The sequence below is a fragment of the Burkholderia sp. Se-20373 genome (assembly GCF_017104705.1).
GTDB lineage: Bacteria > Pseudomonadota > Gammaproteobacteria > Burkholderiales > Burkholderiaceae > Burkholderia.
The window spans coordinates 1-16,280 of the sequence record NZ_JAAGPH010000098.1 but is presented as its reverse complement, the minus strand read 5'-3'; the positions used below and the strand labels follow the sequence as shown (position 1 = coordinate 16,280).

At 69.1% G+C, this 16,280-nt stretch carries 9 protein-coding genes; 2 read left to right on the top strand and 7 right to left on the bottom strand.

All coding sequences use genetic code 11. The features are described 5' to 3' along the window. The first annotated feature begins 350 nt into the window (after positions 1–350). Positions 351–551, top strand: coding sequence for a membrane protein (locus tag G3N96_RS26475; protein WP_046548390.1), 201 nt, complete (start codon positions 351–353; stop codon positions 549–551). A gap of 479 nt (positions 552–1,030) precedes the next feature. Here the strand turns inward: G3N96_RS26475 and blaPEN-bcc are convergent, their stop codons facing one another. Next, a complete protein-coding gene (gene blaPEN-bcc / locus G3N96_RS26470) occupies positions 1,031–1,975 on the bottom strand; it encodes a PEN family class A beta-lactamase, Bcc-type (protein WP_206139015.1) in 945 nt (314 codons plus the stop codon). Between the two features lie 128 nt (positions 1,976–2,103). Between blaPEN-bcc and penR the strand changes: the two genes are divergently transcribed. Further along, positions 2,104–2,994, top strand: a complete 891-nt coding sequence (penR, locus tag G3N96_RS26465; protein ID WP_206139014.1) for a beta-lactamase transcriptional regulator PenR — start codon at positions 2,104–2,106, stop codon at positions 2,992–2,994. A 501-nt stretch (positions 2,995–3,495) separates the two neighbouring features. Here penR and G3N96_RS26460 read toward each other — a convergent pair. The 6 genes from G3N96_RS26460 to G3N96_RS26435 form a co-directional block, all read right to left on the bottom strand. Continuing rightward, positions 3,496–3,747 (bottom strand): hypothetical protein, encoded by a 252-nt coding sequence (locus G3N96_RS26460; protein ID WP_011354368.1) that lies wholly within the window; start codon positions 3,745–3,747, stop codon positions 3,496–3,498. Between the two features lie 96 nt (positions 3,748–3,843). Beyond that, positions 3,844–6,066, bottom strand: a complete 2,223-nt coding sequence (locus tag G3N96_RS26455) for an amylo-alpha-1,6-glucosidase (RefSeq protein ID WP_206139013.1) — start codon at positions 6,064–6,066, stop codon at positions 3,844–3,846. 152 nt (positions 6,067–6,218) lie between these two features. Then, positions 6,219–13,325 (bottom strand): autotransporter-associated beta strand repeat-containing protein, encoded by a 7,107-nt coding sequence (locus G3N96_RS26450; RefSeq protein WP_206139012.1) that lies wholly within the window; start codon positions 13,323–13,325, stop codon positions 6,219–6,221. Positions 13,326–13,688: 363 nt separating this feature from the next. After that, positions 13,689–13,865: a hypothetical protein gene (locus G3N96_RS26445; protein ID WP_185634143.1), complete on the bottom strand. Its 177-nt coding sequence runs from the start codon at positions 13,863–13,865 to the stop codon at positions 13,689–13,691. Positions 13,866–13,916: 51 nt separating this feature from the next. Then, a complete protein-coding gene (locus G3N96_RS26440) occupies positions 13,917–14,576 on the bottom strand; it encodes a YdcF family protein (RefSeq protein WP_206139011.1) in 660 nt (219 codons plus the stop codon). 237 nt (positions 14,577–14,813) lie between these two features. After that, positions 14,814–15,854, bottom strand: coding sequence for a rod shape-determining protein (locus G3N96_RS26435; protein WP_206139010.1), 1,041 nt, complete (start codon positions 15,852–15,854; stop codon positions 14,814–14,816). Positions 15,855–16,280 lie beyond the last annotated feature (426 nt).

Below are 16,280 nucleotides of genomic sequence, written 5' to 3'. Positions count from 1 at the left end.
GACGACGCACGCCGCAGTCGGTTCACAAGCGGCCGCCATGCGCGGCGCCACTTACCCACAGATTGTGTTGGCAAGCTTGTGGATATCCTGCGCAAGCCTGCGCTAACCCGTTGATCCGGCTACGGTTCGTGCGCGGCGTCACGGTTGCGGCACCCTACGGCCCGAGCCTGCGTGCAAGCGCACGATCCCGCGCAACAGCAGCGCCTCACCGTCGCCTTGACGCTCACGCCCGCCACGCGTCAAGATCACGCGAGCCGCACGCGGCCGCGCATCGCCGGCTTCGCGCGACGGCTCAACGGGCCGGCCGTTCCGCCGGCGCCGCACCACGACACCTCACTCCGAGGAAGACCATGGAACACTTCACCGCGTGGCAGCTGGTCGTCTCACTCGTGCTGGTCGCCGTCGTCATCTATCCGTACGTCCGCATCGTTCGGCGCACCGGGCATTCGGGCTGGTGGATCCTGACGATGTTCGTCCCGGTCCTGAACTTCATCATGTTGTGGGTGTTCGCGTTCGCGCGCTGGCCCACCGTCGACGATCGGCAGCCCTGATCGTCGCGATCGCGGCTGCCAGGCTTGTCCACAGATTGTGTTGGCAAGCATGTGGATAGCCTGCGCATACCGCGATCAAGCACTTGATCCGTAAGACTTTGTCCGCGCTGCCTCAAATGCGGCACACGGCCGGGAAAGTGCCGCTCGCACGCCCCTTCGCGACGTGACGGGCGCCTTCCGCGCGAGCGAACCGGCTTGTCCACAGATTGTGTTGGCAAGCTTGTGGATAGCCTGCGCATACCAAGGGCCAAGCGCTTGATCCGTAAGACTTTGTCCGCGCCGCCTCAAACGCGGCACGGCGGCCCGCGCCACGCCGGATGCGGCCGCGTGCGGGCTTGTCCACACTTTTTGTTGGCAAGCATGTGGATATCCTGAGCATGCGTGACCTAAGTCGTTGATCGCACAACGTTTGATCGCGCAGGTCACGGCTGCGGCACGGCATGCGTGCGGATCGCATCACGCACGTCGTGCCGCCCGCCTCAACCGAATGCCCGGACCACGATGCGTGCGACCGACGCGATCACGTCGTCCTTCGCGCGCGCATCGGCACGCGCCTGCGTGTAGTACACGGCCAGCGCGATCGGCACACCCGACGGCGACCACACGACGCCCGCGTCGTTGGTCGTCCCGTAGTCGCCGGTGCCCGTCTTGTCGCCGACCGTCCACCCGGCCGGCACGCCCGCACGGAGCCGCTTGTCGCCGACCTTGTTGCCGCGCATCCACGCGACGAGCTGCGCACGCTGCGCGGCCGGCAGCGCCTCGCCGACCATCAGCACGCGCATGCTCGCGGCCATCGCGGCCGGCGTCGTCGTGTCGCGCAGGTCGCCCGGCAACGCGGTATTCAGTTCGGTCTCCCATCGATCGAGCCGGAACGTGTCGTCGCCGATCGAGCGCGCATAGGCCGTCACCGCCGACGGGCCGCCGAGCAGCTTCATCAGCAGGTTCGCGGCCGAGTTGTCGCTGTACTGGATCGTGGCCTCGCACAGCGCGGCGACCGTCATGCCGTCGTCGACATGCTTGCCCGACACCGGCGAATAGTTGACGAGGTCGGCCTGGGTGTACGTCACGCGCTGTTGCAGCAACGCCGGTCGATCGACGCTCTGCGCCAGCACCGCCGCGCTCAGCATCGCCTTGAACGTGCTGCAGAACGGGAAGCGCTCGTTCTGGCGATGTTCCACGCGCCGGCCGGTCGCGATGTCGATCGCACACACGCCGAGGCGGCCGCCCGCGCTGCGTTCGAGATCGGCCAGCATCTGCCCGGCGGCAGCGGGCGTCACGGTCACGGCCGCAGCCGCGGCCGCGGCTGCGGCAGTTGCGTCGTCCGGCGCCGCGGCCTGCCGCGACGCGCATGCGCCAACGGTCAACGCAAGCGGCGCCGTCGCCGCGGCCAGCAACAGGGTTCGACGTTTCGATGAGTAGGTCATGTCGGTTGTCTCGTGGTGGAATGTGAGCGAAAGGGTGTGGAACGCGCCCGGCCGGCGAGACAGCACTATCGGGACTTTACGGTTGCCTGACAAGCAACGATAATTGAGCGCTGACAAAAGAAATTCTTATGACCAAGCTCCGCCCTCATCTTCCGCTCAATGCGCTGCGCGCGTTCGAATCGTCGGCGCGCCACCTGAACTTCACCCGCGCCGGCCTCGAGCTGAGCGTGACCCAGGCCGCGGTCAGCCAGCAGGTGCGCTCGCTGGAGGAGCGGCTCGGCTGCACGCTGTTCACGCGGCTGCCGCGCGGCCTCGGGCTCACCGACGAGGGGCGCGCGCTGCTGCCGGTGCTCAGCGACGCGTTCAGCCGCATCGAGACCGTGCTCAAGCAGTTCGACGGCGGGCGCTTCCACGAGGTGCTGACGCTCGGCGTCGTCGGCACGTTTGCCCTAGGCTGGCTAATTCCGCGCTTGAAGCAGTTCGGCGATACCCATCCGTTTGTCGAGCTGCGGATGCGGACCAACAACAACGTCGTCGACCTGGCCGCCGAGGGCCTCGACTTCGCGATCCGCTTCGGGGAAGGCAACTGGCCGACCACGCGCAACGAGCGCCTGCTCGACGCGCCGCTCACCGCGCTGTGCGCGCCGGACATCGCGCGGCGCCTCGCGCAACCGGCCGATCTCGCGAACGAAACGCTGCTGCGCTCATATCGCACCGACGAATGGCACGGCTGGTTCGACGCCGCGCAGCTTGCGCCGTGGGCGGTCAACGGGCCCGTGTTCGATTCGTCGCGGCTGATGGTCGAGGCCGCGATGCAGGGCGCGGGCGTCGCGCTCGCGCCGGCGTGCATGTTCGCGCGCGAACTGCAGCTCGGCCTGCTCGTGCGGCCGCTCGACATCGACGTGCGCGCCGGCGGTTACTGGCTCACGTCGCTGAAGTCGAAACCGCTCACGCCGGCCATGACGCTCTTTCGCGACTGGATCGTGGCCGAGGCGGCCGCCACGGCGCAGGCCGAATGACGCGGCCCGGCTTGTCCACAGAAAGTGTTGGCAAGGATGTGGATATCCTGGGTACCCGGGGCCTAAGCCCTTGATCGCGCACGAATTAGCGGGCCGACGCAGACATCGGGCAGCCTTTGTTCACGGGCGTCGCGAGCGGAGCCCCCGGCGGCCCGATCCTCAACTGTCGCGACGCAATCGATTGCGAGTTATCCACAGAATATGTTGGCAAGCCTGTGGATATCCCTCAAATGCGGCGCGTAACATCCTGATACAAAAGGGGATTCAATATACGGACCTTGCGAGGTCAACCCTGTGGCAGCGTCGGCGCTTTCGCAGGGCCCGCACCGCACGCGGCGCGGGGCCGGACGGTTCTCCACAGATTGTGTTGGCAAGCTTGTGGATATCCTGCGCACCGGCCACCTAACTCATTGAGCGCACGGGGTTTTGTGCTTCATCTACAGAATCGGGCAGCCCCGGCGCGGCCCGTGCGGCAGGCGCCGGGGCCGGGCAATCCGGGCATCAATGCCGGTCGAGCCCGCCGCGCAATTCGCTCGCCTTGTCGCGCAGCGCCTCGTAACCCGAGCGCGCGTGCTCGGGCAGGTCGGGATCGCCGATCAGCGCGCCGAGCGTTTCGATCAGGCTGAACAGGATGCCCTTCGCCGCGCCGACCGCGATGCTCTGCGATTCGATCGACTTGTGCAGGTGGTCGACCGCCGCTTCCAGATTCTCGAGCTTGTGCTCGCTGTCGTCGGGCCGGTTGTCGGTCGTCATCGTCTACCTCCGCCATCGTTCAAGGGTCATGTCACGATTCTATGCCGCTGCGCGCGAACGTGGCGCGACATCGCGCAACGTTCGCGCCGCGCCGCGCTACAGCACCGCGACCACCTTCACGCGGCCCGGCTGCTCCGCCGCCGCGACGACCTGGCCGTCGACACGGCGGAACGTGAGCGACACGGTTTCGTCACCGACGCGCAACGCGTCGATCCGCAGCCAGTCGACGCCTTCCGGCAGCGTCGGGCGCTCGACGCGCACCTCGTGGCGCGATGCGTCGATGCTCACGCCGAGGCAGGCCTGCAGCATCATGAACGGCGCACCGGCCGCCCACGCCTGCGGCAGGCAAGCCACCGGATACGCGGTCGGCGGTTCGCCGCGCCGGCGCGGGAACCCGCAGAACAGTTCGGGCAGGCGCATCTCGAAGCTCACCGCCGCCTCGAACAGCGCGCGCAGCAGGTTCACTGCGGCGGTCTTGTCGCCGTAGCGCGCCAGCCCGCGCGCGATCAGCGCATTGTCGTGCGGCCACACCGACCCGTTGTGATACGCCATCGGGTTGAAGCGCGGCTGGCCGGCCGCGAGCGTGCGGATGCCCCACCCCGTCTGGAACAGCGCCGAGCCGAGCACGCCGGCGACCGCCGCGCCGCGCTCGGCGTCGGGCAGACCGAATGCGAGCAGATGGCCCGCGTTCGACGCGAACACGCGGCACAGGTCGCCATGACCATCGAGCGCGATGCCGTAGAAGTCGCCTTCCGGCATCCAGAACAGCGCATCGACCTGCTCGCGCAACGTCTTCGCGCGCAACGCATAGCGGGTGGCGTCGGCCGCGTGGCCGCGCCGGTGCGAGCACATCGACATCGCATCGAGCGCCGCGCACGCATACGCCTGCACTTCGACGAGCGCGATCGGCCCGTCCGGGAAGCGGCCGTCCGCGTGGAACACCGAATCGTGGCTATCCTTCCAGCCCTGATTCGCAAGGCCGCGCTCCGACGTGCGCTGGTAATCGAGCAGTCCGTAAGGATTGCGGTCGCACTTGTCGATCACCCATTGCGCGGCACGCTCGAGCGCGGGCCACAGCTCGTCGATCAGCGCATCGTCGCCGGTGCGTTCGACGTATGCGCCCGCAAGCACGATGAACAACGGCGTCGTATCGACCCCGCCGTAGTACAGCGCGAACGGCACCTCGCCGGTCGCGGCCATCTCGCTGCGGCGGAACTCGTGCATGATCTTGCCGGGCTCCGCGTCGCGGAATGCGGAAGTCTCGCGCGCCTGGTGCTCGGCCAGGAAGCGCAGCACGCCGCGCGCGAGCGACGGCTGCAGCCACAGCATCTGCAGCGACGTGATCACCGCGTCGCGGCCGAACGGCGTCGAGAACCACGGAATACCCGCATACGGGTACGGCCCCGTGTCGAGCTGCGTCGTGAGCAGCCCGAGATCCGCGAGCGAGCGGTCGAGCCACGCGTCGAACAGCGGATTGCCGGTGTTCACGCGCGCCATCGATTCGCGCCGCGCGCGCATCTCGCGGTGCACGCCGACGAGCGCGGTGCGCAGCGCGACGCGGCCGCATCCCGGCCCTTCCGCATGCGCGGGGCCGAGCGTCGCGTCGACGGTCAGGTAGATCGACACGCAGGCCTGAGCGGCGATCGTCAGCGTGTAGTCGGCACGATCGACCGACAGCGCATCGGGCTCCGGCGAGAAATGCACGGTCACGTTGCGCTCGACGCTGTCGAGGCCGTCATAGCGCAGCCGCACCGCGCCCGCGTCGACGCGCGGCGCCACCACGGTGCCGCGCTTCGGGCGCTGTGTGCCGCGCACCTCGAACATGTCCTTGAAATCGGCCGCGAACGACAGCGACAGCGGCACCTCGGCTTCGCTCGCGCCGTAGTTCGTCAGCGTCAGCGCTTCGTAAAGCACGTCGCCCGCGAGCACGCGCATCCGCTCGATGTGGATCACGCCCTCGGGCGTTTCGTGGCCGCCGAGCGGCGGCAGCGGACGGTTCGTCAGGTGTGCGGTGAACGACGCGTTGTCGGCGCTCGTCGCGCCCGACAGCAGCGACGGCGCGCGACCGCCGAAGGTCAGGCGCCACGTCGACAGCACGCGCATGTCGTCGACGAACAGGCCGTCGTCGTGACCGCCGATGTCGCCGAGCGCGTCGCTGACCACGAATGCGTCGCCGGATTTCAGGACGTACTGGTTGTTGCGCGCCAGTGCCTGCGGATCGGCTTCGGGCGCGATGAAGGCGGGGCCCGACGGCGGGGTCTGGGCAACAGGCGCGACTTGCGGCGCCTGGGTCGTCGTGGCTTCAGCGTGATTCGGCATCGATGCTCCTGTGTCGGGTCGCAACGCGCGGCGCGTCGCGTGTCTCGCACAGGATAGGACAGAACGGGGGACGTGCGCAGCGCGGAAAAAGACGCGATGCCATGCGGCGTGGTCGTCGCCGCATGGCATCGCGCGGGCACGTCAGGTGCGGGTCAGAACTTCCACAGGATGTTGCCGAGTATCGCGTTGTCGCGCACGCCGCTGCCGTACTGGCCGCTGTACGTGAGGCCGAGCGTCAGGCGCTTCGTGATGTTCGCGTCGATGCCGGCTTCGAGCACGGCGCTGTCGCGAGCAATCGGCACGCCCGATACCTGGAACGACGTGCCGCCGTTCGCGAACGTGAACGCCGACGACGGCGTCACGTTGCCGAACGCATGCCGCCAGCCGACCGTCCCGCGTGCGGTGAACGTGCCGCTCGCGATCGAGCCGAGCTGCGACGCCGCACGCACGCCGAGGGTCGAGAAGCCGACGTGCGTCGTCTCGCCGCCGGCGCGCAGCGCGGCCGCGCCACCGGTTTCCGTATAGCCGTCGGTGTGCAGGTTCACATACGCGAGGCCCGCGAACGGTTCGATCGCCACGGGCCCGACCGGCAGCGCGTAGCCGACTTCGCCGAACACCTGCGCCGAATTCGCGTCGTAGCCGGCCGAATCGTGATCGGAGAAGCCCGCGAAGCCCGGCGAACGGTCGCTGTTGATCCGGTACCACGTGTACGACGCGCCGCCGCGCACGCCGAGCGCGCCGTACTGCGCGCCGCCGTACAGCGACAGGTAGTAGCTGTTCACCGACGCCGACGAACTCTGGTCGTTGTCGAGCGAGCTGTGCGTGACGCCCGCGGCCAGGCCCGCCCGCCACTTGTCGTTGAGCGCCATGTCGGCACCGGCGATGAAGCCCGTCATGCTGCGGTTGACCGTCGACGCGTTGCCGTCGCCGGTGAGCCGGCTGCGGCCGCCGAACGCCTGCCCCCAGACGACCGGCTGGTACGGCGTGCCGCCGTAGCAACCGTCGCGCGAGCCGATCCGGCGTTCCGGCGGCAGCGTCGGGTCGACCGCGCCGGCCGTGTTGTCGCCGCACAAGGCCGCGCCCCCCGACGACAGCGCCGCGAGCGGGCCCGATCCGGGCGCAAGGCCCTGGCGGACACGATCCGTCACCGCGTCGCGCACATAGCGGCTGTCGAGCAGCAGCATGCTCTTCAGGCTCGCCTGCAGTTCGCCGTCGAGCATCCCGTAGGCGCGGCGTGCGGTCGTCGCATCCGTCGTCACCACGGCGTCGTACAGCGGGTTGCCGGCGCCGAGCCCGCCGAGCGCGGCCGCGACCGAGCGCTGGTTCGGCGTCGTCGCGACATCGGGAAACGCGGTGCCGTTCGAGACCAGCCGCAGGTACACGTGATCCGGATCGTAGCTGAGCGTCGGCGCGAGGAACGCGTAGTTCGCATTCACCTGGCTGAACGTGCCCTGCACGCCCGACCCTGCGGAGAGGATCGTATAGGTCGTGCTCGGCTGGTAGCCGCTCTGGTTCGCGAGCACCTGCACGGTGCCGCCGTTCAGCGTCGCCGTGCCGCTTGCCGCGAGACTGCCGCTTTGCTGCGGCGAGGCCGCGACCTGGAACGTCGAGCCCGGCTGGAACGTGACGTTGCCGCCCACGTTCAGCGCCGCGCCCGGCTGCGACGCGGCCGCCGTCGCGCCGCCCTGCACCACGAGGCCGCCGATCGTGCCGGTGCCCGTGACCGTCGCACCGTTCTGCACGGTCACGGTCGACTGGCCGAGCGAACCGTTGACGGCGAGCGTGCCCGCGCTGACCGTGGTCGGGCCGCTGAGCGTGCTGGTGCCCGTCAGCGTCAGTTGCCCGCTGCCGGCCTGCGTGAGCGAACCGGTGCCGGACAGCAAGCTTGCGATCGTCACGTTGCCGGATTGGTTGACGATCAGCGTGCCGTTGTCGACGACATTGCCGGCGATGTTGCCCGACGTGCCGCCGTTGCCGAGTTGCAGCGCGCCGCCGGCCGCGATCGTGGTGCCGCCCGTGTACGTGTTCGCGCCCGTCAGCGTCTGGATGCCGGTGCCGGCGATCGTCACGCCGCCCGCCCCGCCGATCGTCCCGCCGAACGTGCCGTTACCGCTGCCGTTCAACGTCAGCGCATTGGCGCCGAGATTGACGGTCGCGCCGGCCGCGCCGTTCAACGTGCCGATCGTCTGCGCGCCCGTCGCGCCGCTCGCGTCGAGCGTCGCACCCGCGCCGGCGAGATTCACCGCGCCGGTCGACGCGAGACTGCCGCCCGCGCCGAGTGCCAACGTGCTGCCGCCGTTGATCGTCGTGCCGCCGGTGTAGGTGTTCGCACCCGTGAGCGTCTGCGTGCCGGTGCCGGCGAACGTTACGCCGCCCGCGCCGCCGATCGCGCCGCCGAACGTGCCGTTGCCGCTGCCGTTCAGCGTGAGCGCATTCGTGCCGAGGGTCACGTTCGTGCCGGCGCCGCCGTTCAGCGCACCAATCGTCTGTGCGCCCGTCGCGCCGCTCACGTTGAACGTCGCCCCCGTGCCGGCCAGATTCACCGTGCTGCCCGACGCGAGGCTGCCGCCCGCGCCAAGTGCCAACGTGCTGCCGCCGTTGATGGTCGTGCCGCCCGTGTAGGTGTTCGCGCCCGTCAGCGTTTGCGTGCCGGCGCCCGCGAACGTCACGCCGCCCGTGCCGCCGATCGCGCCGCCGAGCGTGTTGTTGCCGCTACCGTTCAGCGTGAGCCCATTCGCGCCGAGGTTCACGTTCGTGCCGGTGCCGCCGGACAGCGTGCCGAACGTCTGCGCGCCCGATGCGCCGCTCAGGTTGAGCGTTGCGCCCGTGCCGGCCAGATTCACTGCGCTACCCGACGCGAGGCTGCCGCCCGCGCCGAGCGCGAGCGTGCTGCCGCCGTTGATGGTCGTGCCGCCCGTGTAGGTGTTCGCGCCCGTCAGCGTCTGTGTGCCGGCGCCCGCGAACGTCACGCTACCGGTGCCGCCGATCGCGCCGCCGAATGTCCCGCCGCTTCCGTTCAACGTCAGTGCGTTGCCGCCGAGGTTCACGTTCGTGCCGCCCGCGCCGTTCAACGCACCGAGTGTCTGCGCGCCCGTCGCGCCGCTCACGTCGAACGTCGCACCCGTGCCGGCGAGATTCACCGCGCTGCCCGATGCGAGGCTGCCGCCCGCACTCAACGCCAGCGTGCTGCCGCCATTGATCGTCGTACCGCCCGTGTACGTATTCGCCCCCGTGAGCGTCTGCGTGCCGGCGCCCGCGAACGTCACGCTGCCGGTGCCGCCGATCGCGCCGCCGAACGTGTTGTTGCCACTGCCGTTCAGCGTGAGCCCATTGGCGCCGAGATTGACGTTCGTGCCTGCGCCGCCGGACAGCGTGCCGAGCGTCTGCGCGCCCGATGCGCCGCTCAGGTTGAACGTCGCGCCCGTGCCGGCCAGATTCACCGCGCTGCCCGACGCGAGACTGCCGCCCGCGCCGAGCGCCAGCGTGCTGCCGCCGTTGATCGTCGTGCCGCCCGTGTACGTGTTCGTGCCGGACAGCGTTTGCGTGCCGGTGCCGGCCACGGTCAGGCCGCCGGTGCCGCCGATCGTGCCGCCGAAATTGCCGCTGGCGGTCCCGCTCAGCGTCAGGCCGTTCGCGCCGAGGCTCACGGCCGAGCCGGCGACGCCACTCAGTGCGCCGATCGTCTGCGCGCCCGTCGCGCCGCTCAGGTCGAGTGTCGCGCCCACGCCGGCCACGTTCACCGCGCCCGTCGCCGCCAGGCTGCCGCCGGCACCGAGCGCCAGCGTGCCCGCGTTGATCGTCGTGCCGCCCGTGTAATTGGCCGCGCTCGTCAGCGTCGTCGTCGCCGCGCCGTTCTTCACGAGGGCACCCGCGCCGCTGATGCCGCCGTTCAACGTGAGCGCGTTGCTGCCGCCGAGCGTCAGCGTCGCGCCGGTGCCGAGATTGACCGCGTTGTTGACCGACAGGCTCGCGCTCGTGTCGAGCGTCGCCGCGCCGCCGACGTTCAGCGCGCCGCCGCCGAGCGCCCCGTTGTTGCCGAGCACCAGGCCGCCGCTGTTCAGGTTCGTGCCGCCCGTATAGACGTTCGCACCCGTCAGGGTCTGCGTGCCGGTGCCGGCCAGCGTCAGGCTGCCCGTCCCGCCGATCACGCCGCTGAAGGTGCCGCTGGCGGTCCCGCCCAGCGTCAGCCCGTTGCCGCCCATGTTGACGGCCGTTCCCGCGACACCCGACAGCGCACCGATCGTCTGGGCGCTGGTCGCCGTGCTCAGGTCGAGTGCCGCACCCGCGCCTGCCAGGTTCACCGCGCCCGTCGCCGCCAGGCTGCCCCCCGCGCCCACCGCCAGCGTGCCCGCGTTGATCGTCGTGCCGCCCGTGTAGGTGTTCGCGCCCGTCAGCGTCGTGGTCGCCGCGCCATTCTTCACGAGACCGCCCGCGCCGGAAATGCCGCCGCTCAACGCGAGCGCATTGCTGCCGCCCAGCGTCAGCGTCGAACCGTTGCCGAGACTGACCGCGTTGGCGACCGACACGTTCGTGTTGGTGTCGAGCGTCGCGGTGCCCGCGACGTTCACCGTGCCACTGCCAAGCGCACCGTTGTTGCCGAGCACCACGCTGCTGCCGCTGTTCAGGTTCGTGCCGCCTGAGTAGGTGCTCGCGCCGTTCAGCGTCTGCGTGCCGGTGCCGGCCAGCGTCAGGCTGCCGGTGCCGCCGATCGCGCCGCTGAAGGTGCCGCTGGCGGTCCCGCCCAGTGTCAGCCCGTTGCCGCCCAGCGCGACGTTCGTCCCGGCGACACCGGACAGCGCACCGATCGACTGCGCACCGGTCGCGGCGCTCACGTCGAGCGTCGCACCCGCGCCGGCCAGGTTCACCGCGCCGGTCGCCGCGAGGCTGCCGCCCCCGCTGATCGCCAGCGTGCCCGCGTTGATCGTCGTGCCGCCCGTGTAGGTGTTCGCGGCCGTCAACGTCGTGGTGGCCGCGCCGTCCTTCACGAGACCGCCCGCACCGGTGATGCCGCCGCTCAGCGTGAGGGCATTGCTGCCGCCCAGCGTCAGCGTCGAACCGGTGTTGAGGTTGACTGCGTTGTTGACCGACAGGTTCGTGTTCGTGTCGAGCGTCGCCGCGCCGCCGACGGTCAGCGCGCCCGTGCCGAGCGCCGCATCGTTGCCGAGCACCAGGCCGCCCGCGTTCAGGGTCGTGCCGCCGGCGTAATTGTTTGCCCCGGACAGCGTCACCGTCGCCGCGCCGTTCTTCACGAGACCGCCGCCACCCGATACCGTCCCGCTCAAGCCCAGATTGGTGCTGCCGGCAAGCGTCAGCGTCGTGCCGCCGGCGATGTTGACGCCGTTCGCGAGCGACACGTTGGCGGTCGCGTCGAGCGTCGACGAGCCGTTCACGTTCACCGCGCCGAGGCCGAGCGCCGTATTGCTGCCGACGGAGAGGTTGCCGCCGTTCAGGTTCGTCCCGCCCGTGTACACGTTGGCGCCGGTCAACGTCTGCGTGCCCGTGCCCGAGAGCGTCACGCCGCCCGTGCCGCCGATCGTGCCCGCGTACGTCGCGTTGCCGCTGCCGTTCAACGTCAACGAATTGCCGCCGAGGTTCACGTTCGAGCCTGCCGCGCCCGCCAGCGCACCGACCGTCTGCGTGCCCGATGCGCCGCTCAGGTCGAACGTCGCGCCCGCGCCGGTCAGGTTCACCGTGCCGGATGCCGCGAGGCTGCCGCCCGCACCCAGCGCGAGCGTGCCGCTGTTGATCGTCGTGTCGCCGGTGTAGGTGTTCGCGCCGTTCAGCGTCAGCGTCGCCGCGCCGTTCTTCACGAGGCCGCCGTTACCGTTGATGGAGCCGGCCAGCCCGAGATTGTTGCTGCCGCCGACCGTCAGCGTCGTGCCCGTGGCGAGATTGACGGTGTTGTTGAGCGTCGCGTTCGTGCTCGAGTCGAGCGTCGCCGAGCCGTTGACGTTCAGCGCACCGGTGCCGAGCGCCCCGTTGTTGCCGACCACGATGCCGCCCGCGTTCAGGTTCGTGCCGCCCGTGTAGTTGTTCGCGCCCGTCAGCGTCAGCGTGCCGCTGTCGTTCTTCGTCAGCGCGCCGCCGCCCGATACCGTGCCCGACAGCGTGAGCCCGGTCGAACCCTGCACCGCCAGGCCGCCCGCGCCGAGGCTCACGTTGTTGCTGACGTTGAGCCCGGCCGTGCCCGCCTGCAGTGCACCGCCCGTGGCCGTGATCGTGCCGGTGCCGAGCGACGCGTTGTCGTTGATGATCGCCACGCCGCCCGCGAGCGTCGCGTCCTGCGCGGTCGACGCGCCGTTGATCGTCCAGTTGCCGCTCTGGACATCGACGTGATTGAAGTTGATGTAGTTGTTGGTCGCGATCGTGCCGTTCGCGCCGGCCCCCTGCTGCAGCTTGAGCGTGTTGTCGCCGCCCGCGCCGCCGTCGACCGTGCCCGTCGCCGCGACGCCGAGCGTGATCGGGCCGACCGTGATGTTGAGCGCGCCCCCGATGCCGCCGGCCGTGTTGACCGACGAGCCCGTCACCGCGGTGAACGAGTTCGTGCTGTTCGCCCCCATCGACACGCTGCCGTTGATCGTGCCCGAGTTGACGAACGTATTGCCCGCGCCAGGCGTGCCGTTCGAACCGAGCGACACGCGGCCGGTGATCGTCCCGCTGTTGGTCATGTTGACCGTGGCGCCGCCGTACGCGGCGACCACGGGCGCATCCGCGCCGGTGAGGGTCGCGCCGACCAGCGGGTTCGAGCCGATCGTGCCGGTGTTGTTGATCGTCGACGTGCCGCCGGTACCGTTCTGGACCGACAGCGCCATGCCCGTCACGCCGCTGATCGCCACGCCGGTCGAGCCGTTCATCGTGCCGTTGTTGATGACGGTGGTGCCGGCGCTCGCCGCCGCGTTGCCGATCACCGTCCCGCTCGACAGCACGCCGAGCCCGGTGCCGAGCGCCGACGGGTCGATCGTGCCGTTGTTGGTCAGCTGGGTATTGTTGCCCGTCAGCGACATCGCGGTGCCACCGACGCCGAGCAGCACGCCAACGCTCGCGCCGGGGTTGACGGTTGCGTGAATATTGTTCGCGCTGTTCGAGTAACTCGGCGCAAGCGGGTTGGCGACCCCGGAGCAGGTCACCGTCGTGCCCGCGGTGGTACAGGTCGCATAGGCGGGCACGATACCGGCGCCGGACAGCGCCAGAAAAACACCCGTCGGCAATAACAATTTCGGAAACGGTTCGCCGGATTTTTTCGAACGCGCAAGATTCATGCTTTCCCTCGTTATGTTATTGGAATTGGCATTACCGCGAAATCGAACAGCTAGCCGCAGAAAAATCGCGGACAAAAGCGTACCCCCCGGCTGTCGCGATGCGACGTCGGCTAATTCATGGACGAATCTTTAAATGGCCCTGGCAGGCGGGCGTGAAACTAGTCGAATGACATGTCGGTGGCCCCTGTTTTTTCTGCAGCGATTTTCTGGTTGATTTGATTACCGCCCTGCTTTTGTCAGACAAGGCTATATCAAAAAAACAGGCTTTTCCAGTCGATCTTTACCCTTGCCTATCGGGGTGCAGCGAGCGCGTATTTTTTACTTATCGGAGCGCTTCAGACAGGTAAGTTCGTGTGCCGCTTGTCAGCTAATTTGATATTCATCAAAAAATACCGGAATCGCCGCATCGGTGAAAATACCGATACCGGCGTGATTATCACGATGATTTATTGCAGTGCAATATCCACGAGCCCGAAAGATATCGACACGAGATAATCCCCACGCCGTCACGCATCCGACAAAAGAAAGCAGATCCGGCATTTAACCGACCCATTCGATTTCCGTCGCGTATCGGCCGAACACCATCCCCCGTTACGAAAACAGGCTCATCAGATAAAGCATCGGCCGGAATGAGACGGGCCGCGCATCGGGGTTCACCCACAGCCGCACCGCATACACCGCGTAGGCCGGCACTTCGCGCCAGCTCGAATAGACGTCGCGCAACTGAAAACGGCGCGGATACGCCGCGAAGATGTCCGCCCGTGCGATGCCGACGCGCTCGAACGCGAGGCGCGCCCGCGCGAGGTGGTAATACTGGCTGACGATCACCACGCGCGACACGCGATGCGCCTGCAGATAGGCGAGCGTGTGCTGCGCGGTCGCGAGCGTGTTGTCGCCCTGGTCGTCGACCGCGATCCGGTCGGCCGGCACACCGCGCGCCACGAGATAGTCGCGCATCGCGGTCGCCTCGTTCAGCCCCGGGCCGTCGATCGCGCCGCTGACGAGGAACGCCGGGCACTGCCCCGTGCGGTAGCACCGCACGCCCACGTCGAGCCGGGCGGCGAGCACGGGCTTCGGCGCGCCAGCCTCGTCGAGCGCGTTGCCGAAGATCACGGCGACGTCGGCCGGCTCGCGCGGCATCCGCATCCCGGACGCGACGAGCGCAACGGCCGCGACGATCCAGAGGCAGGCGACGACGGCCAGCAGGCGGCCCAGGCGGGCAAACGCGCCCCGTTTGGTGTGGTTTTTCAAGGTTGTCGGTCTCTCAGGTCGTCGGGCGTAGCGGCTTGCCGGGCCCCGGACGGGCGGCGCGTCACGCTAGCACGGTGCGGGTTCGGGTGTCCACGCAACGGACCGGTGCAGGACGGCGAACGGCGTTCCTGAAAGTCGACCGGAGACACCTACCCGGCGACGCGGGTACGCATTACGGAGATCGAAAGAGTGTCAATGCGCGCGCCGCTCGGCGACGCCTGGCCGGCACGCCCCGGATCAGTCGACCTGGCACATCGTGAGCCGCCCCATCGCCTCGCCTGCACCGCGCACCGCGCAGGTGGCCGGCTCGTCGGCGATCCGGGCGACGAGCCCCGTCTCGTCGTACAGCAGGCGGTCGATATCCGCGAGCAGCGCGCCGCCGCCCGTCAGCACCACGCCGCGATTCGCGATGTCGGTCACGAGCTCGGCCGGCGCGTTCTCCAGCACCGACTTCACCGCGCCGATCACCTGCTTGAGCGGCGCGGCCAGCGCATCCGCCACGTCGTGGTTGGACAGTTCGATCGAGCGCGGCAGCCCGTCGCCGACACCCCGCCCGACCGCGCGCGTCGACCGGCGCGGCACCGCGCTGGTGGCCGAGCCGATCGCCTGCTTCACGTGTTCGGCCGTCTGTTCGCCGAGCAGCACGCCATACAGGTTGCGCACATGGTTGACGATCGCCTCGTCGAACTGGTTACCGCCCACGCGAATCGCCTCGCGGTAGACGATGCCGCCGAGCGCGATCACCGCGACTTCGGTCGTCCCGCCGCCGATATCGACGACCATCGAGCCGACCGGCTCGGTCACCGGCAGGCCCGCGCCGAGCCCGGCCGCCAGCGATTCCTCGATCAGTTCGACCTCCGATACACCCGCGGCAAAGGCGGCCTCACGGAGCGCGCGGCGCTCGACGGCCGTCGCGTCGGACGGTACGCACAACGTGACTTCGACGCGGCGGCCGAAGCGCGAACGCGTGCGCGACATGTCGATGAAGCTGCGGATCATCTGCTCGGCCGCGTGCGCGTCGGCGATCACGCCGTGCCGCATCGGCCGCACGGCTTCGAGATGCCCCGGTGCGCGGCCGAGCAGCGCCTTCGCGAGCTCGCCGACGGCCTCGAGCGTCGGCCGGGCGTCGGTCGCACCGGCACCGGCCTTGCGGAAGCAGACGACCGACGGCTGGTTCAGCACCACGCCGCGTTCGTGCGTATAAATCCGCGTACTCGCCGTTCCAGGGTCGATCGCAACGGGTTGCGCAAACAACTTTCCGAACAGCGGTGTCGACATATCAAACCTTTGTAATCGAACGGACCCGGGCAGCCGCGCTGCATTTCGCGGCGCGTCCATGCCGCCCCATCACGAACTTAGCGGCAAATCGTTCCGATACTTTAGGCAATTCCGATGATTTTTTCGCGAAACAATTGTCAAAAGTGCCGGCCGGGACACCTCCGGCTACGCAACAGCCTCTCGCATTGCGCGTGTAAAACACGGTAATCTCTCGGTCTTGCCTGCTCCCGGCAGGCCTCAGACGCCCGATCACGCCAGGTATTTCCTCCATGACAGCGACCGTTTCCTTCCGCTGGGCGCGGGTGCGCCCGCTTTGCACGACGCTCGTCGCCTTCTGGTGCTGCACGGTCGCCGCGCAATCGCTGCCGGCCGCCGACTCCGCCGCCGCGGCCGCGGTCACCGCCGCCCCGGTCGCCGCCGCCGGCG

Excerpts from the sequence above, each read along its gene's own strand:
- blaPEN-bcc (WP_206139015.1), bottom strand. The coding sequence starts at position 1,975 with ATGACCTACTCATCGAAACGTCGAACCCTGTTGCTGGCCGCGGCGACG.
- G3N96_RS26475 (WP_046548390.1), top strand. The coding sequence starts at position 351 with ATGGAACACTTCACCGCGTGGCAGCTGGTCGTCTCACTCGTGCTGGTC.
- G3N96_RS26460 (WP_011354368.1), bottom strand. The coding sequence starts at position 3,747 with ATGACGACCGACAACCGGCCCGACGACAGCGAGCACAAGCTCGAGAAT.
- G3N96_RS26445 (WP_185634143.1), bottom strand. The coding sequence starts at position 13,865 with ATGCCGGATCTGCTTTCTTTTGTCGGATGCGTGACGGCGTGGGGATTA.
- penR (WP_206139014.1), top strand. The coding sequence starts at position 2,104 with ATGACCAAGCTCCGCCCTCATCTTCCGCTCAATGCGCTGCGCGCGTTC.
- G3N96_RS26435 (WP_206139010.1), bottom strand. The coding sequence starts at position 15,854 with ATGTCGACACCGCTGTTCGGAAAGTTGTTTGCGCAACCCGTTGCGATC.
- G3N96_RS26455 (WP_206139013.1), bottom strand. The coding sequence starts at position 6,066 with ATGCCGAATCACGCTGAAGCCACGACGACCCAGGCGCCGCAAGTCGCG.
- G3N96_RS26450 (WP_206139012.1), bottom strand. The coding sequence starts at position 13,325 with ATGAATCTTGCGCGTTCGAAAAAATCCGGCGAACCGTTTCCGAAATTG.